General features: G+C 63.1%; 23 protein-coding genes and 1 tRNA gene. 13 read left to right on the top strand and 11 right to left on the bottom strand.

Annotated features, from left to right (window positions below; genetic code table 11):
- Positions 1 to 15: 15 nt before the first annotated feature.
- The 5 genes from EN808_RS23240 to EN808_RS23260 form a co-directional block, all read right to left on the bottom strand.
- A complete protein-coding gene (locus tag EN808_RS23240) occupies positions 16 to 2043 on the bottom strand; it encodes an aldo/keto reductase (protein WP_127276335.1) in 2028 nt (675 codons plus the stop codon).
- Between the two features lie 36 nt (positions 2044 to 2079).
- Positions 2080 to 3159, bottom strand: a complete 1080-nt coding sequence (gene ugpC / locus EN808_RS23245; protein WP_127870825.1) for a sn-glycerol-3-phosphate ABC transporter ATP-binding protein UgpC — start codon at positions 3157 to 3159, stop codon at positions 2080 to 2082.
- 8 nt (positions 3160 to 3167) lie between these two features.
- Positions 3168 to 4004: a carbohydrate ABC transporter permease gene (locus tag EN808_RS23250; protein ID WP_127276331.1), complete on the bottom strand. Its 837-nt coding sequence runs from the start codon at positions 4002 to 4004 to the stop codon at positions 3168 to 3170.
- Positions 4001 to 4861, bottom strand: coding sequence for a sugar ABC transporter permease (locus tag EN808_RS23255; protein ID WP_135881036.1), 861 nt, complete (start codon positions 4859 to 4861; stop codon positions 4001 to 4003). Before EN808_RS23255 ends, EN808_RS23250 begins: the two co-directional genes overlap by 4 nt.
- 93 nt (positions 4862 to 4954) lie before the next feature.
- Positions 4955 to 6226, bottom strand: a complete 1272-nt coding sequence (locus EN808_RS23260; protein WP_127276327.1) for an ABC transporter substrate-binding protein — start codon at positions 6224 to 6226, stop codon at positions 4955 to 4957.
- A gap of 104 nt (positions 6227 to 6330) precedes the next feature.
- Between EN808_RS23260 and EN808_RS23265 the strand changes: the two genes are divergently transcribed.
- The 6 genes from EN808_RS23265 to EN808_RS23290 all read left to right on the top strand — a co-directional run bounded on the left by EN808_RS23265 (position 6331) and on the right by EN808_RS23290 (position 10265).
- A complete protein-coding gene (locus EN808_RS23265) occupies positions 6331 to 7203 on the top strand; it encodes a helix-turn-helix domain-containing protein (RefSeq protein WP_135916975.1) in 873 nt (290 codons plus the stop codon).
- A 172-nt stretch (positions 7204 to 7375) separates the two neighbouring features.
- A tRNA-Phe gene (locus tag EN808_RS23270) sits at positions 7376 to 7451 on the top strand.
- Positions 7452 to 7917: 466 nt separating this feature from the next.
- Positions 7918 to 8214, top strand: a complete 297-nt coding sequence (locus tag EN808_RS23275; RefSeq protein ID WP_210212440.1) for an adenylate cyclase — start codon at positions 7918 to 7920, stop codon at positions 8212 to 8214.
- A gap of 322 nt (positions 8215 to 8536) precedes the next feature.
- The gene (locus EN808_RS23280; RefSeq protein WP_135916976.1) at positions 8537 to 8977 is read left to right on the top strand and encodes a hypothetical protein; all 441 of its coding nucleotides are present in this window, start codon (positions 8537 to 8539) and stop codon (positions 8975 to 8977) included.
- Positions 8978 to 9241: 264 nt separating this feature from the next.
- A complete protein-coding gene (locus tag EN808_RS23285) occupies positions 9242 to 9661 on the top strand; it encodes a hypothetical protein (RefSeq protein WP_245525118.1) in 420 nt (139 codons plus the stop codon).
- Between the two features lie 262 nt (positions 9662 to 9923).
- Positions 9924 to 10265, top strand: a complete 342-nt coding sequence (locus tag EN808_RS23290; RefSeq protein WP_135916977.1) for a hypothetical protein — start codon at positions 9924 to 9926, stop codon at positions 10263 to 10265.
- 84 nt (positions 10266 to 10349) lie between these two features.
- Here EN808_RS23290 and ggt read toward each other — a convergent pair whose 3' ends face one another.
- From ggt to EN808_RS23305, 3 genes are all read right to left on the bottom strand, one after another.
- Entirely contained in the window at positions 10350 to 12089 is a 1740-nt protein-coding gene (gene ggt / locus EN808_RS23295; RefSeq protein ID WP_135916978.1) for a gamma-glutamyltransferase, read from the bottom strand.
- Between the two features lie 235 nt (positions 12090 to 12324).
- On the bottom strand, positions 12325 to 13617 hold the full coding sequence (gene rhaI / locus EN808_RS23300; protein ID WP_135916979.1) for an L-rhamnose catabolism isomerase: 1293 nt from the start codon (positions 13615 to 13617) through the stop codon (positions 12325 to 12327).
- Between the two features lie 88 nt (positions 13618 to 13705).
- Entirely contained in the window at positions 13706 to 15808 is a 2103-nt protein-coding gene (locus EN808_RS23305) for a bifunctional rhamnulose-1-phosphate aldolase/short-chain dehydrogenase (RefSeq protein WP_135916980.1), read from the bottom strand.
- A 188-nt stretch (positions 15809 to 15996) separates the two neighbouring features.
- On the opposite strand from EN808_RS23305, the gene EN808_RS23310 reads away from it, so the two are divergent.
- The 7 genes from EN808_RS23310 (at position 15997) to EN808_RS23340 (ending at position 23407) form a co-directional block, all read left to right on the top strand.
- Positions 15997 to 16800, top strand: coding sequence for a DeoR/GlpR family DNA-binding transcription regulator (locus tag EN808_RS23310; RefSeq protein WP_027145694.1), 804 nt, complete (start codon positions 15997 to 15999; stop codon positions 16798 to 16800).
- A 55-nt stretch (positions 16801 to 16855) separates the two neighbouring features.
- Positions 16856 to 17851, top strand: a complete 996-nt coding sequence (rhaS, locus tag EN808_RS23315; protein ID WP_135916981.1) for a rhamnose ABC transporter substrate-binding protein — start codon at positions 16856 to 16858, stop codon at positions 17849 to 17851.
- A gap of 83 nt (positions 17852 to 17934) precedes the next feature.
- Positions 17935 to 19476 (top strand): sugar ABC transporter ATP-binding protein, encoded by a 1542-nt coding sequence (locus tag EN808_RS23320; protein ID WP_135916982.1) that lies wholly within the window; start codon positions 17935 to 17937, stop codon positions 19474 to 19476.
- Positions 19473 to 20447, top strand: a complete 975-nt coding sequence (locus EN808_RS23325) for an ABC transporter permease (RefSeq protein ID WP_135916983.1) — start codon at positions 19473 to 19475, stop codon at positions 20445 to 20447. Before EN808_RS23320 ends, EN808_RS23325 begins: the two co-directional genes overlap by 4 nt.
- Positions 20448 to 20715: 268 nt before the next feature.
- Positions 20716 to 21717, top strand: coding sequence for an ABC transporter permease (locus tag EN808_RS23330; protein WP_135916984.1), 1002 nt, complete (start codon positions 20716 to 20718; stop codon positions 21715 to 21717).
- Positions 21717 to 22034, top strand: coding sequence for an L-rhamnose mutarotase (gene rhaM, locus EN808_RS23335; protein WP_135916985.1), 318 nt, complete (start codon positions 21717 to 21719; stop codon positions 22032 to 22034). Before EN808_RS23330 ends, rhaM begins: the two co-directional genes overlap by 1 nt.
- Positions 22031 to 23407 carry an FGGY-family carbohydrate kinase gene (locus EN808_RS23340; RefSeq protein ID WP_135916986.1) on the top strand — a complete coding sequence of 459 codons (1377 nt, stop codon included), beginning with the start codon at positions 22031 to 22033 and terminating at the stop codon, positions 23405 to 23407. The genes rhaM and EN808_RS23340 overlap by 4 nt, the downstream gene beginning before the upstream one ends.
- Here EN808_RS23340 and EN808_RS23345 read toward each other — a convergent pair whose 3' ends face one another.
- The 3 genes from EN808_RS23345 to galE form a co-directional block, all read right to left on the bottom strand.
- Positions 23408 to 23620 (bottom strand): hypothetical protein, encoded by a 213-nt coding sequence (locus tag EN808_RS23345; protein WP_210212410.1) that lies wholly within the window; start codon positions 23618 to 23620, stop codon positions 23408 to 23410.
- Complete coding sequence (locus EN808_RS23350; protein ID WP_127276974.1) at positions 23621 to 24871, bottom strand: D-amino acid dehydrogenase; 1251 nt, start codon at positions 24869 to 24871, stop codon at positions 23621 to 23623.
- A 103-nt stretch (positions 24872 to 24974) separates the two neighbouring features.
- Positions 24975 to 25970 (bottom strand): UDP-glucose 4-epimerase GalE, encoded by a 996-nt coding sequence (gene galE, locus EN808_RS23355; protein ID WP_127276972.1) that lies wholly within the window; start codon positions 25968 to 25970, stop codon positions 24975 to 24977.
- Between the last annotated feature and the right edge of the window lie 403 nt (positions 25971 to 26373).

A 26373-nucleotide genomic window follows, 5' to 3' on the forward strand; every position in this document is an offset into this window, starting at 1 on the left:
TCGAGCTTCGTTCCATCAGGCCGCGTGCAGGCTGCCGCCGTCCAGCCACTCGCGTTGGGCGGGCGAAAGCGCGATGTCCAGCGCCCGCAGGCTGTCGTCCAGTTCGCCCAGCGTACGCGGCCCAATCAAGGGAACCGACGGGAAAGGCTGATTGAGCACATAGGCCAGCGCAATGTGGATCGGGCTCTTGCGCAGCCGGGCGGCGAGTTCGATCGCGCGGTCGCGGCGGCCGAAATTGCGCTCGGAGTACCAGACCCGCACCAGTTCCTCGCTGTCCAGCCTGTCGCGCCCGGCGCGATCGGTGAAGAAGCCGCGTCCCTGGCTCGACCAGGCGAAGTTGGGCATCTGCCTGGATGTCAGCCAGGCCTTCCAGTCATCGGTAGAAGAGGTGATGCAGCCGGCCCAGATCGGTTCCAGCATCTCGGCCAGCGAGAAATTGTTGGAGAGCGCGCCCGGCTTCCGCTTGCCGGTGCGCTCGGCATAGGCAATCGCCTCGTCCATGCGCTGCATCGTCCAGTTCGAGCCGCCGAACGGTCCCCGGATGCGGCCGGCCCTCACCTCGCGATCCATCGCGTCGACGAACTCACCGACCGGCACGTCCGGATTGTCGCGATGCATGAAATAGATATCGACATGGTCGGTCTGCAGGCGGTCGAGCGACTGGGCAAGCTGCTTGCCGATCACGTCGGGATAGCAGAGCGGCGAATGCGCGCCCTTGGCGATAACGACCGATTGCTCACGCACGCCACGGTTCCTCAGCCATTGGCCGAGCAGCGTCTCGGTGTAGCCGCCCCCATAGACATAGCCGGTGTCGAACAGATTGCCGCCGGCTTCGAAGAAGGCGTCGAGCAGGATCGACCCGGAGGAGAAGGTGCGGAAATCCTCGAAACCGAGCGCCACCACCGAAGCGGGCTTCGCCACGCCCGGAATGGTGCGCTTGCCGATCGCCGTGCCGCCCGAACGCAAGGGCCGGCCTGAGATGGTGTTGGTGCGCAGCGAGGCCTTCTCGATCTCATATTCCAGTCCCACGGCCGCACGCCATCTGTCGAGCACGCGCAAGGTGCCGAGGCTGTCGGCCCACCCCATGCCCGGCCAGGCAAATTCCTGCCGCCCGGCGCGGATCGCCTCGGCGGCGGCATCGACCTCGAAGGAATAGACGTGGCGCTTCTCGTTGACGCTGATGGTCTCGCGCGTACCGTCGGCGCCGATCACGTCGATCCGGCCGAGGCCGACATCGCGGTCGCCGCCGGCGAACCAGAAGTCCGGCACCTCGATACGCCCCTTTGTGCCGAAGATACGCAGCACATTGTCCTGGTTGAGCGAGATGCTGCAGGAAACTTCCGCGACGATACCGCCTGGAAAATGCAGGACAGCGGAGGCCCATTCGTCGACGCCGGATTGACCAAGATGGGCGGTGCCGGCGACCTTGTCGGGTTCGGCGAATGGCTCTCCCGCGGCGGCGCCGGCAATGAGGCGCACCATCGAAACGGGATAGCCGCCGACATCAAGGATGCCGCCGCCGGCAAGATCGTTGGCGTAGAGCCGATGCTCCGGCATGAAATCAGGCATGGCGAAGCCAAAGCTCGACTTGATCATCCTGATCTCGCCGATGACGCCCGACTTGACCAGGTCCACCAGTTGCAGCGTCTGCGGGTGGAGCCGGTACATGAAGGCCTCGCCGAGGAAGGTGCCGGCCTTTCGCGCCGCATGCATCATGGCGTCGGCCTCGAAGGCCGTTAGCGCGAGCGGCTTTTCGCAAAGCACATGCTTTCCCGCTTCCGCAGCCCTGATCGCCCATTGCGCGTGTCCGGGATGCGGTACCGCGATGTAGATGGCGTCGATTTCCGGATCGGCAAGCAGCGCTTCATAGCCATCGAGGATGCGGGCGCCGGGGAAGCTCTCGGCCAGGCCCGGCTTGCCGGGGTTGCGGGCGCCGATGGCGACCAGTGTCCCTGTGCGCGACCCGGCGACGCCGCCGGCAAAGGCCTTGGCAATGCCCCCCGGCCCGAGGATGCCCCAGCGAATGGGCGTTGATACAGTCATGTCATTCTCCTTGCGGGCTTGGAAAGGGGCGGCCAGTCAGCGCAGCCGCAGCCCCTTTTCATCGAACAGGTAGGATTTGCGGATGGAAACGGTGACCTCCGATGTCTCGGGGACCCTTGCCGCGTCGCGCTGGATCACCACGTCCTCGCCATGGGTCGTCCTGGCGTAAAGGAAGCTCGTGCCGCCGAGGTGCTCGACCACGTCGATGGCGGCGGTGAGGTCGGCATCGCCTTCACCGGCGCTGCCAAAATGTTCGGGCCGCACGCCGACGATGACCTTGCTCCCAGGTTCAGGCGCGGCAACCTTCAGGGGCTGCGTGATGCGGGTTTTCTCCTCGCCCGCCAGCTCGACCACGACGCCTTTTGCATCACGCCCGACAATGTGGGCCTTGATGAAGTTCATCTTCGGCGAACCGACAAAGCCGGCCACGAAAATATTGTCAGGATTGTCATAGAGATCGAGCGGCCGGCCGATCTGCTCGACATGCCCGCCGCGCAGCACGACGATCCGGTCGGCGAGCGTCATCGCTTCGGTCTGGTCGTGGGTGACATAGACCATGGTGGCGCCGAGTTCCTTGTGCAGCCTTGAGATCTCGACCCGCATCTGGACGCGCAGTTCGGCGTCGAGATTGGAGAGCGGCTCGTCGAACAGGAACACTTGCGGCTCGCGCACGATGGCGCGGCCGATGGCGACGCGCTGGCGCTGGCCGCCGGAGAGTTTCTTTGGGCGGCGGTCCATCAATTCGCTGATGCGCAGGATCTCGGCCGCGCGCTTCACCCGCCGCTCGGTGTCGGCCTTGGGGTTGCCGGTCATGCGCAGCCCGAAGGAGAGGTTCTGTTCGACGCTCATATGCGGATAGAGCGCGTAGGACTGGAAGACCATGGCGATGCCGCGATCGGCCGGCTCGACATCGTTGACCACCTTGCCGCCGATGGCGATCTCGCCGCCGCTGATGTCCTCGAGCCCGGCGATCATCCTGAGCAGCGTGGACTTGCCGCAGCCTGACGGGCCGACGAAGACGACGAACTCGCCATCGGCGATGTCGATGTTGGCGCCGTGGACGACCTCGAAGGCGCCGAAGCGCTTGGCGACGTTTGTGAGCGTGACGGTTGCCATTCTGCTCCCTATTTGACCGCGCCGGCGGCAATGCCGGCGATGAAATGACGCTGCAGGAGCACGAAGACGACGAGCATCGGCACGGTCAGCATCACCGCGCCCGCCATGATGCCACCCCACGAGACTTTGGTCAGGCCGATCAGCGTGCCGAGCGCCACGGGTGCTGTCATCGAACCCGGCTGGCTGTTGATGAGCAGCGGCCACAGATAATTGTTCCAGGAGGCGAGGAACAGGATGATGCAGAGCGCGGCCAGCATCGGCCGCGCCAACGGCAAAGCGATGAAGACGAAGATGCGCCACTCCTTGACGCCCTCGACGCGGGCGGCATCGAACAGGTCATCGGGCATCATGGAAAAACTCTGGCGCATGAACAGCACGCCAAGCGAATTGAACAGCGGCGGCACGATCAGCGCCACCCACGTGTTGGCGAGCTTGAAGTCGCGCGCCACCATGATGAATTGCGGGATCAGCACCACCGCATAGGGCAGCGTGATGGTGCCCAGGATGATGGCGACGACCACGCTTTTGCCGAAGAACTGGTAGCGGGCCAGCGCCCAGCCGGCCATCGAGGTCAAAAGCACCGACAGGACGGTGTAGGTCACCGCCACGCAAACGGAGATGACGATGGCGCCGACGAAGTCGGTGTCATGCTGCAGATTGTTGAAATTGTCGATGAAATTGCCGTGCGGCAACAGTTCGATGCCGGGGCTGAAGATGCCATTGTCGGGCATGGTCGAGAACACCACCATCATCCACAGCGGAAACAGCCAGATCAGCGCCAGCGGCGTCAGGAAGAGGTGCAGCGCGATGCTTCGTTTCAGTCTTGCCGATGAGAGCGAGCTCATTTCGGTTCCCTCGTCAGCCACAGCTGCACCAGCGTGATGGCGATCGCCAGCCCCGCCATGGTGTAGGCGACGGCCGAGGCATAGCCGAAATTGAGCGAGCGGAAGCCCTGGCGGTAAAGCAGCAGGCCGAGCGTCTCGGTGCCGCCGCCCGGCCCGCCGCGCTCGGTGATCAGGAACGGCTCGGTGAACAATTGCATGGTGCCGATGATCGACAGCACGGCGCAGAAGACGATGACCGGCTTCAACAGCGGCAGGGTGATGTGGAAGAATTGCTTGAGCTTGCTCACCCGGTCGAGCGTCGCCGCCTCATAGACATCCTCGGGAATGGATTGCATGCCGGCCAGCAGGATGATGGCGTTGTAGCCGGCCCAGCGCCAGGTGACCGCGATCATGATCAGCGCCATGGCCGGCGTGACGTTGGAGAACCAATCGACCTTGGGTAGGCCGACACTGTTCAGGAGCTTGTTGACGATGCCGAAATCGAGGCTGAACATCAGCCGGAACACCGCGGAATAGGCGACCTCGCCGACCACCACCGGGGCGAAGAAGGCGAAGCGGTAGAGGCCGCGCGCCTTGAGCAGCGGCGAATTCAGAAGCACCGCCATTACCATCGCCAGCGCGATCATCACCGGAACCTGGATGACCAGGATGAGCAGCGTATTCTTCAGTGCGTTGAAGAAGGCGGGGTCGCCGATCAGCCGGCCCCAGTTGAAGCCGGGCGCGAAGCGCCAGGGCACGGTGCGCGTCGCCTGGAACGAGATCAAGAACGAGGAGATGATCGGCCACACCCAGAAGATGGCGAAGATCAGGAGATAGGGCGTGAGAAAGCGATAGGCCGTCGCATTGCGGTTGCGCATCTTTTCTCCTCCTTCATCCCTGGTGTTGAAGACAAGCGGGCAAGTGGCAGGTCCAGGACGGCATTTCGCCATCCCGGACCCCGTCCTGGGAGGTCAGGACTTGACAGGCAGCCCAGTCGCCGAGGCGATCTGGCTGGCGGCATCGTCGAGTGCCGCCTTGGCGTCGGGATAGCCGCCGGCGAGATATTTGGTCTGTACCGCGCGCACGATGATCTCCGCATCGCTCTGGAACTGGGTGCCGCGGCTCGGAACAACCTTGGGCAAGGTGCCGAGAATATCCTTCCACACCGCCTGGCCACCCCAGTAGGGCAGGCCCTGGCCGACATAGGGGTCGTTCAGCGCCGAGACCAGCGAGGGGACGAGGCCGAACTCCTTCAGCATGGTGATCTGGCCTTCATTGGTGCCGAGCGTGTATTTCAAATACTCGTAGGCAGCTTCCTTGTTCTTCGACGCCGAGGTGATGGCGAGCGAGGAGCCGCCGAGATTGGCCGCACGCGGGCCGTCCGCGGTCAGGCTCGGCATCAGGTAGACGCCCCATTTGCCGTTTTCGCCCGCCGATTCGGTGCGGATGGTGCCCTCGTACCAGCCGCCATAGACCTGGGTGGCGACGGTTCCGGCGGTGTTGTTGGTGATCTTGGTGCCCCAGTCGGCCGACGAGACGATGCCGGCGTCCTTCATCTCCTTGAGCTTGGTCATGGCGTCGACGCATTTGGGCTGGTTGACCGTGATCGACTGGCCGTCCTCGGCGAAATAGGCGCAGCCCTGTTCGTTGGCGATCATGCGGAAGAATTCACTGTCGCCGTTGAAATCGGCATTGGTCATCGAGACGCCCGGATTGGCGGCCTGGATCTTCTTGCCGGCGGCGATGAAATCGTCCCAGGTCTTGATCGATGCCGGATCGACGCCGGCCTTCTCGTAGAAGTCGCGACGATAGAAGGCGGCGACCGGACCGGAATCCCACGGCATGGCATAGGCCTTGTCGCCGACTTCGAGTTCGGTGCGCTTGAAATCGGGGAATTTCTTCTGGTCCTCGGCCGTGTAGCCCAGCGTGTGCAGGTCGACGAAACAGTCGGGGAACTGGCTCCAGTAATTCTCGGCCTCGCCGTTCTCGATGGTGACGACGTCGGGCAGGCCAACGCCGCCGGCCGCGCATCCGGCGATCGACTTGTCATAGGTCGGCTGGTTGCCGAGATCCTGGACGGTGACCTTGATGTCGGGATGCAGCTTGTTGAAACCGGCAACCGTTGCCTTCAGCGACGAGGCGGCGACATTCCAGCTCCAGATCGTGATTTCGCCGGATTGCGCGAAGGCCGGGGCTGAGCCCAAGGCAAGCGCGAGCACGGCGCAGGACAGTGTGATGCGCATTGAAATCCTCCCATTTCATTTGCTCTCTCTGCGAGCCTGGCTAGACTAGGCACCGGCAAGGGCCTGTCCCCGACAAAGGGAATACGAAATTGGCGGAAAGTAAGATGCCCGAACGGCCGTTTTACCAGCCTGGTGCCAGCAGCGTGGAAGGCCTGCCGTTGCTGCTGCAGATGTTCCACACCAGCCCCCTGGTGATGCTGAAGCCGCATTGGCATGCCCAGGTCGAGGTGAATTTCATCGTCCACGGCTCCGTCCACTACCGCATGAACGAGCACGAAATATCGCTTTCGGCCGGCGAGATGTGCCTGTTCTGGGGTGGCCTGCCGCACCAGATGGACGATTTGAGCGACGACGCCGTCTATGCCGGCGCGCATCTGCCGCTGGTGCATTTCTTTCGGCTGCACCTGCCCGCGGACATACGCCACCGGCTGATGACGGGTGCGACGCTGGTGACCAGCGCCACCGATCAATCCGACAACGACAATTTCGCCCGCTGGAACCGCTATGCCCGCTCGGGCGATCCGGCCAAGGCCGAGCATGCCGTCAACGAACTTCTGCTGCGGCTGGAACGGGTAAGGTTCGAGCCCTACCGGCTGGTGCCGGTAAACACCGCCGGACAGGAAGCGGGCAACCCCTTCGACCAGCAATCGTCGCGCAATGTCGGGCGCATGTGCGATTTCATCGCCGAGAATTTCCTCTACGACATCGATTGCGTGAACATAGCGGCGGCCGCCGACATCCACCCCAAATACGCCATGAGCCTGTTCAAGAAATCGACCGGCATGACGCTCAACGAATATGTCAATCTGTTGCGGCTGAGCTATGCGCAGGCACTGTTGATGCACCAGGACGCCAACGTGCTGCGCGTCGCCATGGACTCCGGCTTCGGCTCGCTCAGCGCCTTCAACAAATCCTTCCGCAAGCTGGCCGGCATGACCCCATCCGACTTCCGCAAAGGCCTGGCAGGCGCCAGATAGGCGGGCGCACGGCATGGAAACCGGCCCATCGGGCGGCATTTCTTTTCCTGCGGGAAATCCACATCTGGGCGCTGGACAGGCCGAATTCCCGTGCTATAACCCACGCGCTTTCAAGGGGCGCCCACGGTGCTTTCATGAAATCCGGAGCGCGACTTTTCGTTAGCCGGAGCAGGCCCAGATAGCTCAGTTGGTAGAGCAGCGGACTGAAAATCCGCGTGTCGGTGGTTCGAATCCGCCTCTGGGCACCATCTTTTTAAAAGAAAATCACGTTCTTATATAGAGCGACCACCTGATCGTTCTCGTGTGGCATGCGCCTGTTGCAGGCGCGTTCGCGGGTCGGCGCTTAGGCTTTCTTGTCGCCATTGGGATTTGGTGCCGGCGCCTCCCGCACGTCTCGCGGTGGTGGATCGACATGCTCAAGCTCCGACGGAGCTTTGTCTGGCCGACGGACCGGTGGCTGCGGGCCGGGCTTCGGCTGTGGTTCTTTGATCTTGGCTGGCATATCCAGTTAACTGGGATCCACAGGCTCTTGTTCCCTGATGCCTTAAAGGACCTGGAGACCGAAGCCGCCAAAAGCGTGTCACGGTGAAACAAACAGATCACAGTTTGCGACAGTCGGGATGAATGATGGTCCGAAGAGCGTTCTAACTTTAGTTCGCCGGGCGCTCACAAGACCCCGAGCGCCCAAAATCAAATGCTTTTGGGAGAACGATCATGAGACATCTCCTCATTCCGATGGTGGCAGGCTTGTTCATAGGTTCCACCAGCATGGCTTTGGCCACCAATGTTCACACGGTGACGGGCACGACAGGTCAGCCCAGCCAAGAAATCGGAACTGCTCAAACAGGAAGTGCGACCCCCGGCCACGCCAGCTCTGCCCCGGGCTCAGCTTTCAACCCGGATGGAAATGCCGGAACACATTACGCCGGCACCCAGCCGCAAAACTCGAAGAATCCGAAGAGCGTATCTCAGTACGACGTGGCCGGCTTCCAGCAGTCCCATAATAGGTGACAGCACGGTCCGCGAAACAACAGGCCCGGCCGCCGAAGCAGCCGGGCCAACGCATCCCGCCAAGTTGACGCCACTTGTGGGCGTGAGCTCGGGAAACTCGCCGGCACCACGCGAAAACCGCGGCGAATCTGCTGATCCGAGCGTTTTCTAACCTCGGATCTCGGAATTTATCGGGCCAGGCTCACTTCTCGGCGTGGTGGGGGTACTCACGGATATCGATGGACGGAACGACTTTGCTCTCACCGGGCTCCTGGGGGATTCAATTTGCTTGGCGCCCCACCATCCCTAGGGCAAACTCCCTGCCGGGGCTGCAGGAGGTGAGATGAGAGCACGCGCGGCTACGCTCGGGGATCTCGAGGATGTCTTCCATGGCCTGTCCAAGCGGATGTCGGACGAGTACGTGGCGGCCGGCAAGGACAGCAAGATCGCCTACGACAATCTGATGATGAATTTGAAGGAAGGCCGGGCGCACGCGTTGGTCGAGGGCGAGAAGGCCGTTGCGATCATCGCCTGGCATGAAAACAGCGATGCCGCCGATACGCTGTTTGCCGCGCAAGAGGATTTCTTCCGCGCCTCGACCGTGCGCTTCTGCAAGCGGCATATCAGGCATATCCAGGCGCTGGCCGGCAACCTTCCGATCCATTCGCGCAGCTGGCTGCAGGGGCCTGACGTCGCCCGATGGTTCGGCATCATCGGCTATGTCGAGCGGGGCCAGGAGAACGGCGCCAATCTGTTCGAACTGCCGCCGGCTCGCCTCGGCTAAGGAACCCTGGCTGGCGGCAGGTGTTCCTCCTTGCCGCCTCCAATCGCGTTAACGCGGCGGCCTTGCGAATTGCACACTCGGCTGCCTTATGAACTGCCTCAGCAAGCGGCTTGCGCAGGACGACGATCGGCGGGATGTTGCTGGGGGGCAACCGGGGCCAAACCGGCAGGCCGAGATCGATATGGCTGCTGTAAAATGTCGCGAGCTTGCTTCGCCTTTCTTATCTTTGGTGCCTTGCTGATGCCGGTAGAGGCAAGCGAGCGCATGTCTCATCTGTTTGACCGCTCCAACCTGCCGATCTCCTATTTTCGCGAACCGGATCTTGTGACCGCATACACGACTGCAATGGCGCGCTTCCGTCTGCAGTTCGCAGGGCGTGCCGGCGAAACCAGTTTTGCGATCCCTCTCGAACCATTGCTTTTGCGGGCGGAATTCCGTGCGCGGACATGGCGCTCGGCGGACGGAAGCTTGTTGCAAGGCTTCGCCGGCAAGGGCGGCTTCCGGTTGACTATCGGTAACTGCCTGGCGCGTATTTGCGCAGCCAGCGAATGCAGCGATGCCGGTTGGCCGGTTTACGCCTGCAGCGACGGACGCAAGCGCAAGATGTCCGTCACCGATTTTGTGACGGCAAGATTCGATGGCATCCCCTATCGTCGGCTGAGCGCCTCCCTTTCGCAGCAGTGATGGTGCGAGGTGGTTCTTACCGAGGCAGGTGTTCAGCCATGGCGGCATTCCTTTTGCCGCACCGCGAAGGCCGCCTGCACCGCGCGGTTGACCGTCACCGGAGGCGATAAACCCAAGAAGGCAGGTGACGCGATCGGGCAACAGCTCCGAGAAACCATCCCCGAAAGGGGCCGAAGGCGGTGCCGGGCGCATCCGCCACAGCGCGATCGGGTTGCGCTCGGCAGGCGTTGATGGTTTGTTGCCTGTCAGCGGAGATCAAGTGATGCGAGAATCCATGGGTCAAGACGAATACGGGTCAGCGAGCCCCTTCGATCCGGACGACCTGCCGAATTTGAATGCGATCGGACCAGGGATCGGCAACAACGACTTCGAGAAATACGCGGTCGCCGTGATCATCGTGTTCGGCGCCCTGATCATCGGCGGGCTGATGGCTGCGTCGATGACTTTCGGCCATCGCAACGGCTTCCTCTTCGCTCTGGGCGGCGCCACGTCGGCCTGGATATCGGGAAATGCGCTGCTGCTCGACCGGCCACGCATCTATGCGCTGTTCGTCGGCATTGCCGCCTTGATGCTGATTGCATCGACCATCACGCTGGTGACCTGACGGCGCCCGCCGGGCCATGAAGCGGAGGCCGGTCCCGAAGGGTGGAATCCGGCCTCGTCCGGCAAGGAACAGACCTGCCGCCTGTCAATATCCAAGCGCTTCGCCCGATGCCGCGCGGCTGTCGATGGCGCCATTGAAGCGCGCGCCGCCGCCCTTCTCGATTTCCGCCAGGCTCTTGCCGCCGACGAGAATGCCCGCCGCCTGGCCCCAGCTCTGGTGGGCGAGATCGAGGTGATAGCCCATCCCGGCGAGCAGCCGCTCGGTATCGGGCGAAAGCCCGAACGGCTCGACATAGACGGTGTCGGGCAGCCATTGGTGATGGATGCGCGGCGCGTCGATCGCCTCCTGGATGTTCATGCCGTGGTCGATCACATTGACGATCGCCTCCAGCGTGATGGTGATGATGCGCGAGCCGCCGGGGCTGCCGATGACCATGAACGGCTTGCCGTCCTTGGCGACCACGGTCGGGCTCATCGAGGACAGCGGCGTCTTCTTCGGCTGGATGGCGTTGGCTTCGCCCTGGACCAAGCCATAGAGATTGGGCACGCCGGGTTTCTGGGTGAAGTCGTCCATCTCATTGTTGAGCAGGATGCCGGTGCCGTCGGCAACGACGCCGGCGCCGAACGAGCCGTTCAGCGTGTAGGTGACGGCGACCGCGTTGCCGTCCTTGTCGATGATCGAATAATGGGTGGTCTCCTTCGATTCGCCGAAGCCCTTCGGCATCAAATCCTGCGACACGCCGGCCCGGAACGGATCGATCTTGTCGCGGATGTCCTTGGCATAGTTCTTGTCGAGCAGCTTCGCGACCGGATTGTCGACGAAATCCGGATCGCCGAGCGCCGAATTGCGGTCGACATAGGCATGGCGCATGGCCTCGACCATGACATGGACCGTCTCGGCGGAACCCGCGCCGAGATAGGACAGCGGATAGCCTTCGAGCACGTTGAGGATTTCGCAGATGATGACGCCGCCCGAGCTCGGCGGCGGCGAAGAGATGATCTCATAGCCGCGATAGGAGCAGGTGACGGGCTTCAGCTCGCGCACCGCATATTGCTCGAAATCACCCTTGGCCAGGATACCGCCCTTGGCGCCGCTCGCCTTGACGATGGTGTCGGCGATGGCACCTTTGTAGAAGGCATCGGGACCTCTCTCGGAAATGGCCGAGAGCGAGGCGGCAAGGTCTGGTTGAACCAGCTTCTCGCCGATGCCATAGGGCTTGCCCTCGGGTTTGAGGAAGATGGCGGCCGCCGCCGGGTCCTTCGCCAGCCGGTCGGCGCTGCCGGCGAATGAAGCCGCATCGCCCTGGTTGAGGATGAACCCGTCCCTGGCATAGGCGATCGCAGGCGCCATCAGGTCCTGCCTGGACAAGGTGCCGTATTTCTCGCGCGCCATCTCGAAACCGGCCACGGAACCCGGCACGCCGACCGCGAGATAGCCGTCGAGGCTGGCGCCCTTCACCGGGTTGCCGTCCTTGTCGAGATACATGGTCTTGGTCGCGGCAAGGGGCGCCCGCTCGCGGAAATCGAGGAAGGTCGATTTGCCGTCCTTGAAGCGGATGGTCATGAAGCCGCCGCCGCCGATATTGCCGGCATTGGGATAGACGACGGCCAAGGCATAGCCGACGGCGACAGCCGCATCGACGGCATTACCGCCCTTTTTCAGAACCTCCACGCCGACTTCGGAAGCCAGATGCTGGGCGGTGACGACCATGCCGTTCTCGCCCTTGGCGGGTGCCGGCGAGGCGGCGAAGACGGCGGCGGATGGTATGAAGGCGAAGGTGATCGAAAGGCTGACGGCAATGAGCGTCCGGCGGGTGAGGTGCATGGCGGGACTCCTAAGCGGGACGCCTAGGAAAGACCTTCGGGGGGCGTTAGTCCAATAACAATTGAATAAGCGCGTGAGAGACCCCCTCACCCGGATTGCCAAGTCGAATTGCAAGGGCAATTCGGGCAATCCGACCTCTCCCCAAGGGGAGAGGAGCTTGCACCGGCGCTGACCTCTTCTCCCCTCGGGGAGAAGTTGGCCGCGAAGCGGCCGGATGAGGGGGAGTGGCTCGACCTCAGACGATACCGCCGGAACCACCTGCGACTGCAGGCCGTTCGGCCGCGACCTTGGCGCGGTAGCCCGCCGCCCGATAGGCGGCGACCGGATCGATGGCGCCACCGGTCTTCAGCCGCGCCATGGCCAGGATCGGCTCGACATCGGTGCGATAAGCAGCCTTCAGCGTCTGCGTCGCCATCAGCGCGTCATTGCTGTCCTGAAAACCTTCGAGCGCCTTGCGGTCGACCAGCAGCGCCTGCGCATAGGCGCGCTGGACCTCGACCGCCGACAGCATCAGGCTTTCGATGGGGTCAGTGACGTTGTGGCTCTGGTCGAGCATGTGCGCGGGGTCGAACCCCTCGGCGCCCGACAGTTCGGCATCGACCAGCTCGTTGAAGACGAGAAAAAGCCGGTAGGGGTCGATCGAGCCGGCGTCGAGGTCGTCGTCGCCATATTTCGAATCGTTGAAGTGGAAGCCGCCGAGTTTCTTGAACTGGATCAGCCGCGACACGATCATCTCGATGTTGACGTTGGGCGCGTGATGGCCGAGGTCGACGAGGCAGAACGCCTTGTCGCCCAACTCCTTGGCGATGATGTAGTTGGTGCCCCAGTCCTGGACGACCGTGGAATAGAAGGCCGGCTCGTACATCTTGTGTTCGGTGAACAGCTTCCAGTCGGCCGGCAGGCCGGCATAGACCTCCCGCATGGCGTCGAGATAGCGCTCGAAGGCCTTGGCGAAATTGACCTGGCCGGGGAAGTTGGAGCCGTCGCCGATCCACACCGTCAGCGCCTTGGACCCAAGCGTCTCGCCGATCTCGATGCATTCGAGATTGTGCTCGACGGCTTGCCGGCGAGCGCCGGCATCGGCATGCGACAGCGAGCCAAATTTGTAGGAGAATTTCTGGTCCTTCGCGTCCGAGAAGGTGTTGGAATTCATGGCATCGAAACCGAGACCGAAGCGGGAGGCCGCCTGCTTCAGCCGGTTCGGATCGGCCTTGTCCCACGGAATGTGCAGTGAGACGGTCGGGGTCGCCTGCGTCAGTTGGCTGATGACGGCGCAGTCCTCGATCTTGTCGAAGATGTCGCGCGGCTCGCCGGCACCGGGAAAGCGGGCAAAGCGGGTGCCGCCAGTGCCGACACCCCAGGAGGGGATCGCGACCGCGAATTTCTCGACCTTGTCCCTGATGGCATCGATGGCGATGCCGCGGCGGTCGAGGCGCTCGCCGAGCGAGGCGTAGTCACGCTCGAGGTCGGCCTTGCGCGCGGCATTATTTTTTTCGACGACGTCGGCCGAGATGATCAATTCGGACACTGCTGTTCCTCCCAGTACTCGCACGGCTGGCGCCGCCCCTCATCCGCCCTTCGGGCACCTTCTCCCCGTAGAACGGGGAGAAGGAAGCTCAGCGCGTAAAGCTCTGCGCGTTGCCGGCGTCGACGTTGATGATGTTACCCGTCGATTTGGCCGACATGTCGGAGGCCAGGAAATAGATCGCCTCGGCGATGTCTTCCGGGAAGACGGAGCGCTTCAGCATCGAACGCGAGCGGTAGTGCTCTTCCAGATCGTCGGTCGACATCTTGTAGGCGGCGGCGCGCTGTTCCTTCCACTCGCCTGTCCAGATCTTCGAGCCGCGCAGCACGGCGTCCGGGTTGACGACATTGACCCTGATCTGGGCTTCCGCGCCTTCCAGCGCCAGGCAGCGGGCGAGATGGATCTCGGCGGCCTTGGCGGTGCAATAGGCAGAGGCGTTGGGCGATGCGGCAAGGCCGTTCTTGGAAGCGACGAAGACGATATTGCCGCCGATCTTCTGTACCCGGAACAGCCGGAATGCTTCCCGCGAGACCAGGAAATAGCCGGTCGACAATATATCCATGTTCTTGTTCCACAGCGCCAGCGTCGTCTCCTCGATCGGCGCCGAGGAGGCTAGCCCCGCATTGGAGACAAGGATGTCGATGCCGCCGAACTCGACCGCGGTCTCGGCAAAGCCGGCGACGACCTGGTCCTCCGAAGTGACGTTGATCAGCACCGGGCGGACGAAATCCTTGCCATAGGCCTTGGCCAGCTCGTCATTGGCGCCCGCGAGCGCCGCCTCGTCGATATCTGCCAGCACCACGCAGGCGCCTTCGCGCAGCAGCCGGTTGGCCGTGGCGCGGCCGATGCCGCCGGCGCCGCCGGTGACCAGCGCGATCCGGCCGGCGAGCGACTTCGGCTTCGGCATGCGCTGCAGCTTCAGGTCCTCCAGCAGCCAGTACTCGATGTCGAAAGCCTCCTGCGCGGGCAGGCCGACATAGGACGAGACGGTGGACGCGCCGCCCATGACGTTGATGGCGTTGACGTAGAACTCGCCCGAGATGCGCGCCGTCGCCTTGTCACCGGCGAAGGTGAACATGCCGACGCCGGGCATCAGGTAGACCACGGCGTTGGGATCGCGAATGGCGGGTGAATCCGGATGCTTGCAGCTGTCGTAATAAGCCTGGTAGCCGACGCGATATTCGGCAATGTCGTCGGCGAGGCGCGCGATGACGGCATCGACATCGGGCTTTGCCGGATCGAATTCGATCACCAGCGGGCGGATCTTGGTGCGCAGGAAGTGGTCCGGGCATGAGGTGCCGAGTGCGGCCAGCGGGCGCAGATTCTTCGAGTTGACGAATTCGAGCACGGCGGCCGAATCGTCGAAGTGGCCAATCTTGTGGCTCTTTTCCGAGATCAGGCCACGGATTTTCGGCATCAGTTTCGCGGCGATGGCACGACGAGCCGCGGCGTCGAGCGACTTTACCACCTCGCCACCGAAGATCGCCACACCTTCGGAGCGGCGCTCGAACCACTCGATCGCCTGGTTGATCACCGAAATCGTCGTCTCGTAGCACGCCTTGGGCGTATCGCCCCAGGTGAACAGGCCGTGGCTTTCGAGGATGACGCCCTTGGCTTCAGGGTTCTCGACGCAGAATTTCTCCAGCCACAGGCCAAGTTCGAAGCCCGGCCGCTTCCACGGCAGCCAGCCGATGGCGTCGCCGAAGATTTCATTGGTCAGCGCCCTGGAATCTTTCGCTGCGGCGATGGCGATGATGGCATCGGGATGCATATGGTCGACGAAGGGCTTCGGTACGTAAGCGTGCAGCGGCGTGTCGATCGAGGCCGCGCGCGGATTGAGGTTGAAGGTGCAGTGGGGAAGATAACCCACCATCTCGTCCTCGTGCTCGACGCCGCGATAAAGCCCCTTCAGCGCCTGCAGCTTGTCCATGTAGAGAGTGGCGAAGCCATCGAGCTTGATCGAAGCGCTGTCGCCGCCCGAGCCCTTCACCCACAGCACTTCCACATCCTGGCCGGTGAGCGGATCCTTCTGCCATATCTTCGAGGAAGTGTTGCCGCCGCCATAGTTGGTGACGCGCTTGTCGGAGCCGAGCGTGTTCGAGCGATAGACCAGCAGCTCGGGATCGCTCATCCCCTTGGCCTTCGCATCATCCCACAGATTGGCGAGGCGCGAGCCGGAGCGCTTGTCGAGCATAGGTAATCCTCCCTTGGAGCGCGGACGATGCACCCCTGTTTTCGTCTGGGAATGTCTACGCAAGACACAAACTTGTCAATCACAAACGATCAAGATCGATCATATTGCACTGCACAATGAAATTATATGATCGCAAATGATTGACACTGCTCGTTTTGGGTGCCTAGATGCTCAGGCAGGGAGGAACCATGCACGAAAAAGAGCGCCACAGGATCATTCTGTCCGCCGTCCAGGAAAAACCTGTGGTGACGGTGCAGGAAATGGTCGACCTGACGGAGTCGTCCGAGGCGACGATCCGACGAGATATCGCGGCTCTTCATGTGCAGAAACGCCTGCGTCGGGTGCGCGGCGGTGCCGAGGCGATCTCGCCGCCGCAGTTCATCGGGCTGGCCGGCCGGCCCTTCTCCGTCAACGAAACGCTCAACGCCGCGCAGAAGCGGGCCATCGCCCGCGAAGCGGTGGAACTGTGCAAGGACGGTGAGCCGATCATCATCAATGGCGGCACCACCACCTTCCAGATGGTGCATTTCCTGACCGGCCGCCGCATGCCGATCTTCACCAATTCGTTCCCGATCGCCGAGCACCTGCTCAAGCACTCCAAGAACACGGTGATGCTGTCGGGCGGCACGATCTACCGCGAGCAGAACATCATCCTGTCGCCCTTCGACAATGACGTGACGCGCAATTTCTACGCGCGCCGCATGTTCATGGGCGCTCAAGGGTTGGGGCCGCTCGGCCTGATGGAAGGCGATCCGCTGCTGATCCAGGCGGAGCAGAAGCTGATCGACCAGGCCGACGAACTGGTGGTGCTGGTCGATTCCTCGAAATTCCGCAAACGCTCCAGCCTGATCCTGTGCGGTCTTTCGCGTATCGCCACCGTCATCACCGACGACGGCATCGAGGACCGCGAAGCCAAGATGCTGGAAACCGCGGGGGTGACGCTGATCGTCGCCCGCAAGTCGACAAAGGAAGAATCTTCACTGCAGGCCTGAGACCGACTCACGCCCGCAGCGGCGATGGAATGCAACGCTCAAGGGAGGATATCAGATGAGCTTCTTGAAGAAATTGATGGTGACGGCGGCCATCTCGGCCGCCATGTTCGTGAATGCCGCCTACGCGGAAAACGTCAAGATCGCGCTGGTGGTGAAGTCGCTCGGCAACGGCTTCTTCGATGCCGCCAACAAGGGCGCCGAAGAGGCCGCCAAGGAACTCGGCGACGTCGATATCATCTACACCGGCCCGACCAAGGCGACCGCCGAGGCGCAGATCGAAGTGGTCAATTCGCTGATCGCGCAGAAGGTCAACGCCATCGCGATTTCCGCCAATGACGCCGACGCGCTGGTGCCGGTGCTGAAGAAGGCCATGGAGCGCGGCATCACCGTCATCTCCTGGGATTCGGGCGTCGCCAACGAAGGCCGCCAGCTTCACCTCAACCCGTCCGACACCGGCCTGATCGGCGAGACCATCATCAAGCTCGCCGCCGACTATCTGCCGGAAGGCGGCGACGTCGCCATCCTGTCGGCCTCCTCGACCGCGACCAACCAGAATTCCTGGATCGAAGCGGCCAAGAAGGTGCTGCCGGAGAAGTTCCCCAAGATCAAGCTGGTCGCCACCGTCTATGGCGATGACGACTCGGCCAAGAGCACCGACGAGGCCAAGGGCCTCTTGAAGTCCTACCCGAACCTCAAGGCGATCATCGCGCCGACCACTGTCGGCGTCGTCGCCGCCGCTCAGGTCGTCACCGACGAGAACCTGATCGGCAAGGTCAACGTCACAGGCCTGGCGCTGCCGTCGGAGTTCAAGAAGTTCATCGACAACGGCGCCAGCCAGGCGGTTGCGCTGTGGAACCCGATCGACCTCGGCTATTCCGCCGTCTACCTCGCCCATGACCTGGCGGTGAAGAAGGAAGAAGCCAAGCCGGGTGCGACGCTGTCGATCGGCCGTGTCGGCAAGGTCACGCTCGACGACACCAACTCGGCCGCGATGGCTCCGCCCTTCCAGTTCGACAAGAGCAATATCGAGAAGTTCTCCAAGATCTATTGATCACTGAGTTTTCAAGCTGGCGCGGCGGGAGTCACATCCCGCCGCGACTTCAAACGGACCTAGATTCAGGGCTTGATACGGATATGGACACGACGGCCCGACACAGCGAGACAAAGGAGCGGCCTCCGGCCTCGGCCCCACGCCTGACGCTGTCCGGCATTTCAAAAAGCTTTCCCGGCGTCCGTGCGCTCCACAATGTCAGCCTGTCGCTCTATCCGGGTCAGGTGACGGCGCTGATCGGCGAAAACGGCGCCGGCAAGTCGACGCTGGTCAAGATCATGACCGGCATCTACCAGCCCGATGCGGGCACCATCAGCATTGACGGCCAGGCCGTCACGCTGCCAAGCGCACACGCCGCCTTCGGAATTGGCGTCACCGCCATCCATCAGGAAACCGTGCTGTTCGACGATCTCAGTGTCGCCGAAAACATTTTTCTCGGCCATGCGCCGCGCACGCGCTTTGGCACCATCGACTGGCGCATGATGCGCAAGAATGCGCGCGAAGTGCTCGACACCATGCATGCCGGCCATATCGACGCCGATGCGCGGCTCAGGGATCTCGGCATCGCCAACAAGCATCTCGTCGCCGTCGCGCGCGCCATGTCGATCGACTCTCGGATCGTCATCATGGACGAGCCGACGGCCGCCCTTTCGATGAAGGAGATCGAGGAGCTGTTCCTGCTCATCGAGTTCCTCAAGGAGCAGGGCAAGGCGATCCTGTTCATCAGCCACAAGTTCGACGAGATCTACCGCATCGCCGACCGCTACACCGTGTTTCGCGACGGCGAGATGGTCGGCGAAGGGCTGATCAAGCATGCCGGCCAGAGCCAGATCGTGCGCATGATGGTCGGCCGTTCGGTCGACCACATCTTTCCGCAGCGCAAGGCCGAAATCGGCGCGCCGGTGCTTTCCGTTTCCGGCCTCTCGCACCCGACTGAGTTCAGGGATATCGGCTTCGAATTGCACAAGGGCGAAATCCTCGGCTTCTACGGCCTGGTCGGCGCCGGGCGCAGCGAGGTCATGCAGGCGATATCAGGCATCACCCGCATATCCGGCGGCACGATCACGCTGGAAGGCACGGCGATCGCGCCAAAATCGGCGGCGGATTCCATCGAGGCCGGCATCGTCTACGTGCCGGAGGAGCGAGGCAAGCAAGGGGTCGTGATCGGCCTGCCGATCTTCCAGAACGTCTCGCTCCCATCGCTCGCCCGCACCTCCAAATCGGGCATGCTGCGGCTGGCGGACGAATTTTCGCTGGCTCGCTCCTACACCGAGCGGTTGGACCTGCGCGCCTCTTCGCTCAGCCAGGATGTCGGTACCCTCTCGGGCGGTAACCAGCAGAAGGTGGTCATCGCCAAATGGCTGGCGACGACGCCCAAGGTCATCATCCTGGACGAGCCGACCAAGGGCATCGACATCGGCTCCAAGGCCGCCGTGCACGGCTTCATGGCCGAGCTTGTCGCGCAGGGCCTGTCGGTGATCATGGTGTCGTCGGAACTGCCGGAAATCCTCGGCATGTCCGATCGCGTCGTGGTCATGCGCGAGGGCCTGGTCGCGGCGGTCTACGACAATAAGGGACTGGACGCCGAGACGCTGGTCCGGACGGCAGCGGGGATCGCGGCATGAAGGCTTTCCTGAAATACCGCGAAATCTGGCTGCTGGCGGCCATCGCCGTGCTGATCGGACTGATCTCGATGCGCTTTCCGGCCTTTGCCGACCCCGGCAACCTGCGCCAGGTGTTCAACGACACCTCGATCCTGATGATCCTGGCGCTCGGCCAGATGGTTGTCATCCTGACCCGGTCGATCGACCTGTCGATGGCCTCCAACCTGTGCTTCACCGGAATGGTGGTGGCGATGCTGAACGCCGCCCATCCGGCGATCCCGATCCCGCTGCTGATCGTAATCGCGCTTGCCGTCGGGCTGGTGCTCGGCGCCATCAACGGCCTCTTGGTGTGGCGGCTCAACATCCCATCGATCGTGGTGACATTGGGCACGCTGACCATCTACCGCGGCGCCACTTTCGTCATTTCGGGCGGCGCCTGGGTCAACGCCGACAAGATGAGCCCGGATTTCATCGGCTTCCAGCGCGCGGCCTTGCTTGGCATTCCGGTGCTGTCCTGGATCGCCGTCCTGGTGATCGCGCTGTTCTTCGTATTGATGACGCGTACCGCGCTCGGCCGCTCGATCTATGCCATTGGCGTCAATCCGACGGCATCGGTCTATACCGGCATCGATGTCGGCCGCACGAAATTCATCGTCTTCTGCATCTCCGGCATGATCGGTGGCCTCGCCGGCTATCTCTGGATTTCGCGGTACGTCATCGCCTCGGTCGAGGTCGCCAACGGCTATGAGCTCAACATCATCGCCGCCTGCGTCATCGGCGGCATCTCGATCGCGGGCGGCATCGGCTCGGTCGGGGGTGCGGTGCTCGGCGCATTGTTCCTCGGCATCATCTCCAACGCGCTGCCGGTCATCAACATCTCGCCCTTCTGGCAGATGGCGATTTCGGGCAGCGCCATCATCCTGGCCGTCGTGCTCAACGCGCGCGGCGAACGCCAGCAGGGGCGGATTATTCTGAGGAAGGCGGAGGCATGAGCGGGACGTTGAAGTGCTCCCTTCTCCCCGTCACTATACGGGGAGAAGGTGCCGGCAGGCGGATGAGGGGCGGCGCTTACGGTGCAAACAGGATCGTTGCGAATAGCAACGGTCCGATTTGCCTCGGCCGGAACTCGCCGCATACGTTGAGCACCTCCGAACATTGGCGCCGCCCCTCATCCGCCCTTCGGGCACCTTCTCCCCGTATAGTGACGGGGAGAAGGGACGCTCTTTGCGACGGGCAGCGCCAGCGTCTGGAGCATGCCGCATGACCGATACCCCCGCCCCTCGACACATTCCCGACCGGCTCGACAAGCCGCTCTCTTCGGCGATCTTTTCCTGGGAAGCGCTGCTGGTCGTGGTGGCCATCGCCATATTCGCCATCAACAGTTTCGCCTCACCCTATTTCCTCGACCCCTATTCGCTGTCCGATCTGACCTTCAACTTTACCGAGAAGGGCCTGATCGCCTTTGCCATGGCATTGCTCATCATCTCTGGCGAGATCGACCTGTCGGTGGCCGCCATCATCGCGCTCGCCTCGACCATGATGGGCATGGCGGTGCAGGCCGGCGCCGGCACGCCAGTGCTTGTCTTGATCGGCATCGTCGTCGGCCTCGGCTGCGGCGCTTTCAACGGGCTGCTGGTGACGCGGCTCGGCCTGCCATCCATCGTCGTTACCATCGGCACGATGAGCCTGTTTCGCGGCATTGCCTTCATCATCCTCGGCGACCAGGCCTACAAGGGCTATCCCGAAAGCTTCGCCTTCTTCGGCCAGGGCTATGTCTGGTGGGTGGTGTCGTTCGAACTGGTGCTCTTCCTCATCGCGGCCGTCGTCTACTGGTTCCTGCTGCACCGCACGAGCTTCGGCCGCCGTGTCTTCGCCATCGGCAACAACCCGGTCGCGGCGCAGTTTTCAGGCGTGCGCGTCGGCCGCATAAAATTCATCCTGTTCTGCCTGACCGGACTGATGTCGGGCATCGCCTCGGTGCTGATCACCTCGCGGCTCGGCTCGACCCGGCCGTCGATCGCACAGGGCTACGAACTCGAGGTGATCACCATGGTGGTGCTTGGCGGCGTCAGCATCCTTGGCGGCGCCGGCAGCATTCTGGGCGTCGTGCTCGCCGCCTTCATCATGGGGCTGGTGACCTTCGGCCTCGGCCTGCTCAACGTGCCCGGCATCGTCATGTCGATCTTCATTGGCCTGCTGCTGATCATCGTTATCGCCCTGCCGATCGTATGGCGACGGCTGCGCGGGGGACGCCTGGCCTGATGTCCGAGAAATGCGCATTCAAGATGATGCTCAAACCCGGCATGAAGGCCGAGTACAAAAAGCGCCACGATGAAATCTGGCCGTCGCTTGTCGCGTTGCTGAAGCAGGCCGGCATCTCCGACTACTCGATCCATCTCGACGACGAGACGAACATCCTGTTCGGCGTGCTGTGGCGGCGCGATGGTCACGGCATGGCCGATCTGCCGAAGCATCCTGTGATGCAGCGCTGGTGGGCCCATATGGCCGACATCATGGAGACGAAACCGGACAACGAACCAGTGGCCGTTGCGCTGGAAATAATGTTCCATATGGAATGAGCGCGATCCGCCACGTCGCCGTCATCGATATCGGCAAGACCAACGCCAAGGTGGCGCTGGTCGATCTCGCCACATTGAGCGAGGTGGCGCTGCGCCGGGTGGCGAACGCGCCGTTGCGGCAAGCGCCCTACCCGCATCACGATGTCGAAGCGCTGTGGGCGTTCATCCTCGACAGCCTTGCCGACCTCAACCGCGAACAGCGCATCGACGCCATTTCGATCACCACCCATGGCGCGACCGGCGTGCTGGTCGATGCCCCCGGCGAACTCGTGCTGCCGGTTCTCGACTATGAATTCGACGGCCCCGATGAACTCGCGGCGGACTATGACGCGATCCGCCCGCCTTTCGCCGAGACCGGCACGCCGCGCCTGCCGCTCGGCCTCAATCTCGGTGCGCAATTCTTCTGGCAGCAACAAAGTTTCCCGACGGAGTTCGCCAGGGCCGCCGCGATGCTGATGTACCCGCAATACTGGGCGCTGCGTCTGACCGGCGTCGCCGCCAACGAGGTCACGTCGCTCGGCTGCCACACCGATCTGTGGAACCCCTGGACAGCGGATTTTTCAGCGCTGGTCGACCGCCTGGGCTGGCGCGACCTGATGGCGCCCGTGCGGCCGGCCAGGGACCGCCTTGGCCCGATCCTGCCCGTGCTTGCGCAGCGCACCGGGCTCGATCCTCAAACGCCCGTCTTTTGCGGCCTGCACGATTCCAACGCCTCCCTGTTGCCGCATCTCCTGTCCGACGCCCCGCCCTTCTCGGTGGTCTCGACCGGCACCTGGGTGGTATCGATGGCGGTCGCCGGCAGGACGGTGGCGCTCGACCCGGCAAGGGATACGCTGGTCAATGTCAATGCACTCGGCGATCCCGTGCCCTCGGCGCGCTTCATGGGCGGTCGGGAATTCTCGCTGCTGACCGAAGGCGCGGCGCAGGACTGGAGCGACAACGACGTCGCCGCCGTGCTGGCGCGCAAGACATTGCTGTTGCCTTCGACCCAGCAAGGCTCGGGGCCGTTTCCGCACCGTGCGGCCGCATGGCGCAAGGGCGAAGCCATCCCTCCCGGCCAGCGCTTTGCCGCCATCTCCTTCTACCTGGCGCTGATGACCGCCACTTGCCTCGACCTGATCGGCGGCGGTGGCCCGACGACGGTCGAGGGACCCTTTGCGCGCAACCAATTGTTCACGCGGATGCTTGCCGCGAGCACTGGCCGTGGGGTCATCGCATCGGAAGCCGCGACGGGCACCAGCATCGGGGCCGCCCTGCTGGCATCGGATCAAGGAGCCGCGCATGGTGAGGGCCAAACACAAGAGCCGCCGGCCGGTCCGGCCTGGGCGGAGTATGCGCGCGCGTGGCGGGCGGCGGTCGGGGCAGTTGGCTGATCAGAGGATCCGCTTGCCGAAGGCCGACATGACGAAATTGACCGCGTCGATTCGGCGACACCGCCGCGGCATGGCGCGCGCCACTTGCGGCATGCCGCACATACCCTTGGTGACGCCGAACACCTTGATATCAGACAGCGCGCAGCGCTCGACGATGGTGCGCGCGTTGCATTCAGTGCGGCCAAGGTCGATGGCGACTTGCCGGCCCGACATTTATCCCCTGTAGACCAGTCCCTGCGGATCGATCTCCGGCTTGCGGCCGGCAACGAGGTCGGCGAGGAATTTTCCCGAACCGCAGGCCATGGTCCAGCCGACATGGCCGTGGCCTGTGTCGAGATAAAGGTTGCGGTATTTCGCCTGGCCGATGACCGGCACCGAGTTCGGCATCATTGGCCGCAAACCGGCCCACAGCTCCGCCTTCTTCTCGTCGAAGGCGCCGGGGAACAGGTCCTTGCCGGTCCTGAACATGGTGGCAAAGTCGCTGGGCTTGTGGGTGCGGTCGAAGCCGGTGAATTCTGCGGTCGAAGCCAACCGCAATCGATTGCCAAGCCGCGAATAAGCCATCAGCTGGTCCTCGTCGGCGCCGCCCATGGTCGGGCCCTTGCTCTCGTCTTCCAGGGGAATCGTCGCCGTGTAACCTTTCACCGGATAGACCGGCAGGTCGATGCCGTAGCGACGGCCGAGCAGCCCACTTTCCGGACCCATCGATAGGACGACGGCGTCACCGGTGACCGGTCCGGCCGAGGTCATCACGGCGCGCACCCAGTCGCCCTCGATGTCGAAGCCCTCGACCGTGGTGCCGTAGCGAAACCTCACGCCGAGCTTTTCGGCCGCATAGGCGGCCAGATTTTCCACGAACTGCCGAGAATCGCCGGTCTGGTCGATCGGCGAGTAGACGCCGCCGGCGATCTTTTCCTTCACGCCGGCAAGGCCCGGTTCAAGCTCGACCAGCCGGTCGCGGCCGACGATCTCGATGGGCAGGCCATGCTCGGCCAGATAGCGATAATTGTCGGTGCCGGTGTCGAGGCTGTGCTGCGAGCGGAAGAAATACAGGATGCCCTTCTTGCGCTCGTCATAGTGGATGCCGGTGTCACTGGAGATGGCGTTGATGCAGTCGCGCGAATAGAGCGCGAGCCGCAGCTTGACCTGGCTGTTGGCACGCAGGCGGGCCACCGTGCACTGGCGCAGGAAGCGCAGACTCCAGGCGAGGAAATAGGGATCGAAGCGCAGCCGCACCTTGATGCCGAGATCATGATTGTAGAGCCCGCGCAGGAAGGTCTTAAGTGCCGCCGGCGAGGCCCAGGCGGTGGCATCGCCCGGAGACACCAGCCCGGCATTCGACTGGCTGGTGCCCCGCGCCGGCGCCGGATGGCGCTCGATCACGGTGACCTCATGGCCGTCGGCGGCCAGGTAATAGGCGGCCGCCGTACCGACGACGCCGGCTCCAAGCACCGTTATCTTCATGCCATCCCCCAAAGCTCTTCCCGGCACGGCGCCTCCACGCCGTGTCGCGAATGCTTCCATAGCGCGTCGCCACGCGCCTTGCGAGCCCTTGGAGAAAGCGCGCTCAGCCCCGTGCGGAATTCTTGCTGGTCAGGATGCGCTCCCAGGCCAGGGCGTCGTTGACGATCTGGTCGAGATCGTCGCGCTGCGGGGTCCAGCCGAGTTCGGACCGCGCGAGATCGGAATTGGCGACCACCGCCGCGGCATCGCCGGGACGCCGGTCGCCCATCCTGACCTCGAAATCATGCCCGTAGGCGCGCCGCACGCTGTCGATCACTTCGAGCACCGAATAGCCATGGCTGTAGCCGCAATTGGCGACGAGGCTGGCGCCGCCGGCGCGCAGCCGCTGCAAGGCAAGGCGATGCGCGGCGGCCAGATCGCTGACATGGATATAGTCGCGCATGCAGGTGCCGTCGGGCGTCGGATAATCGGTGCCGAAGACCTGCATGAACGGGCGCTTGCCGAGCGCGGTCTCACAGGCGACCTTGATCAGGTGGGTGGCGCCTGGGGTGGACTGGCCGGTGCGGCCCTTCGGGTCGGCGCCGGCGACGTTGAAATAGCGCAGCGCCGTGTAGCGAATGTCGTGCGCAAGGCCCGCGTCGCGCAGCATCCACTCGCTCATCAGCTTGGACAGGCCATAAGGCGATTCGGGCGCCAGGCGGGCATCCTCGCGCACCGGTTCCAGGCCGGCGCCGCCATAGACGGCGGCTGTCGAGGAAAAGATGAAGTTCGGCACGCCTTCGCGCACTGCAGTTTCAATCAGCGTGCGGGTCTTCGAGGTGTTGTTCTCATAGTAGGCGAGCGGGTCGGCGACCGATTCCGGCACCACGATGGAGCCGGCGAAATGGATGATCGCGTCGACCTTGTTCTCCCTGATGACCGAGCCGACCAATTCCTTGTCGGCGACATCGCCGACGACCAGCTTTGCCTCCGGCGCCACGGCCCATTCGAAGCCGGTGGAAAGGCGGTCGAGAACGACCACGCTTTCGCCCGCATCCAGCAATTCCCAGACCATATGGCTGCCGATATAGCCGGCGCCACCTGTCACCAAAACCGCCATCCAAATCCTCGCTTACCCAGATTTATCGGAAACTGTCTCAACAACCGCCTTACTGGAAAGTCCGCCGTCTGCCCATTAAAACCTAAGGTAACCAGCGTTCACTTGATGTGGCATCGTGCGGAAACAAAAGTGAACCAAAGAGCGTGCCACGGATTGGGAATAGGCCACGATCCGCCATCGTTAGGAACAGGTCCGGGGCGTGGCATTTTGACCAAATCGGCCCGGTGGACGACCAAAAGACCAATGATTATGATCCCGCGCAAAATTGGGAAGCCTACATGAATTACCAGCGGTTCTTCGAGGACGCGATCGACCAGCTCCATGCCGAGCGTCGCTACCGCGTCTTCGCCGATCTAGAGCGCATCGCGGGCAAGTTTCCGCGCGCCATCTGGCGTTCCAACGG

The organism is Mesorhizobium sp. M8A.F.Ca.ET.165.01.1.1, assembly GCF_004792065.1.
In the GTDB taxonomy this organism is placed as follows: Bacteria; Pseudomonadota; Alphaproteobacteria; order Rhizobiales; family Rhizobiaceae; genus Mesorhizobium.

Bases quoted from the DNA above. Each gene is read 5' to 3' on its own strand.
- EN808_RS23240 (WP_127276335.1), bottom strand. From the start codon at position 2,043: ATGACTGTATCAACGCCCATTCGCTGGGGCATCCTCGGGCCGGGGGGC.
- ugpC (WP_127870825.1), bottom strand. From the start codon at position 3,159: ATGGCAACCGTCACGCTCACAAACGTCGCCAAGCGCTTCGGCGCCTTC.
- EN808_RS23250 (WP_127276331.1), bottom strand. From the start codon at position 4,004: ATGAGCTCGCTCTCATCGGCAAGACTGAAACGAAGCATCGCGCTGCAC.
- EN808_RS23255 (WP_135881036.1), bottom strand. From the start codon at position 4,861: ATGCGCAACCGCAATGCGACGGCCTATCGCTTTCTCACGCCCTATCTC.
- EN808_RS23260 (WP_127276327.1), bottom strand. From the start codon at position 6,226: ATGCGCATCACACTGTCCTGCGCCGTGCTCGCGCTTGCCTTGGGCTCA.
- EN808_RS23265 (WP_135916975.1), top strand. From the start codon at position 6,331: ATGCCCGAACGGCCGTTTTACCAGCCTGGTGCCAGCAGCGTGGAAGGC.
- EN808_RS23275 (WP_210212440.1), top strand. From the start codon at position 7,918: ATGAGACATCTCCTCATTCCGATGGTGGCAGGCTTGTTCATAGGTTCC.
- EN808_RS23280 (WP_135916976.1), top strand. From the start codon at position 8,537: ATGAGAGCACGCGCGGCTACGCTCGGGGATCTCGAGGATGTCTTCCAT.
- EN808_RS23285 (WP_245525118.1), top strand. From the start codon at position 9,242: ATGTCTCATCTGTTTGACCGCTCCAACCTGCCGATCTCCTATTTTCGC.
- EN808_RS23290 (WP_135916977.1), top strand. From the start codon at position 9,924: ATGCGAGAATCCATGGGTCAAGACGAATACGGGTCAGCGAGCCCCTTC.
- ggt (WP_135916978.1), bottom strand. From the start codon at position 12,089: ATGCACCTCACCCGCCGGACGCTCATTGCCGTCAGCCTTTCGATCACC.
- EN808_RS23305 (WP_135916980.1), bottom strand. From the start codon at position 15,808: ATGCTCGACAAGCGCTCCGGCTCGCGCCTCGCCAATCTGTGGGATGAT.
- EN808_RS23310 (WP_027145694.1), top strand. From the start codon at position 15,997: ATGCACGAAAAAGAGCGCCACAGGATCATTCTGTCCGCCGTCCAGGAA.
- rhaS (WP_135916981.1), top strand. From the start codon at position 16,856: ATGAGCTTCTTGAAGAAATTGATGGTGACGGCGGCCATCTCGGCCGCC.
- EN808_RS23320 (WP_135916982.1), top strand. From the start codon at position 17,935: ATGGACACGACGGCCCGACACAGCGAGACAAAGGAGCGGCCTCCGGCC.
- EN808_RS23325 (WP_135916983.1), top strand. From the start codon at position 19,473: ATGAAGGCTTTCCTGAAATACCGCGAAATCTGGCTGCTGGCGGCCATC.
- EN808_RS23330 (WP_135916984.1), top strand. From the start codon at position 20,716: ATGACCGATACCCCCGCCCCTCGACACATTCCCGACCGGCTCGACAAG.
- rhaM (WP_135916985.1), top strand. From the start codon at position 21,717: ATGTCCGAGAAATGCGCATTCAAGATGATGCTCAAACCCGGCATGAAG.
- EN808_RS23340 (WP_135916986.1), top strand. From the start codon at position 22,031: ATGAGCGCGATCCGCCACGTCGCCGTCATCGATATCGGCAAGACCAAC.
- EN808_RS23345 (WP_210212410.1), bottom strand. From the start codon at position 23,620: ATGTCGGGCCGGCAAGTCGCCATCGACCTTGGCCGCACTGAATGCAAC.
- EN808_RS23350 (WP_127276974.1), bottom strand. From the start codon at position 24,871: ATGAAGATAACGGTGCTTGGAGCCGGCGTCGTCGGTACGGCGGCCGCC.
- galE (WP_127276972.1), bottom strand. From the start codon at position 25,970: ATGGCGGTTTTGGTGACAGGTGGCGCCGGCTATATCGGCAGCCATATG.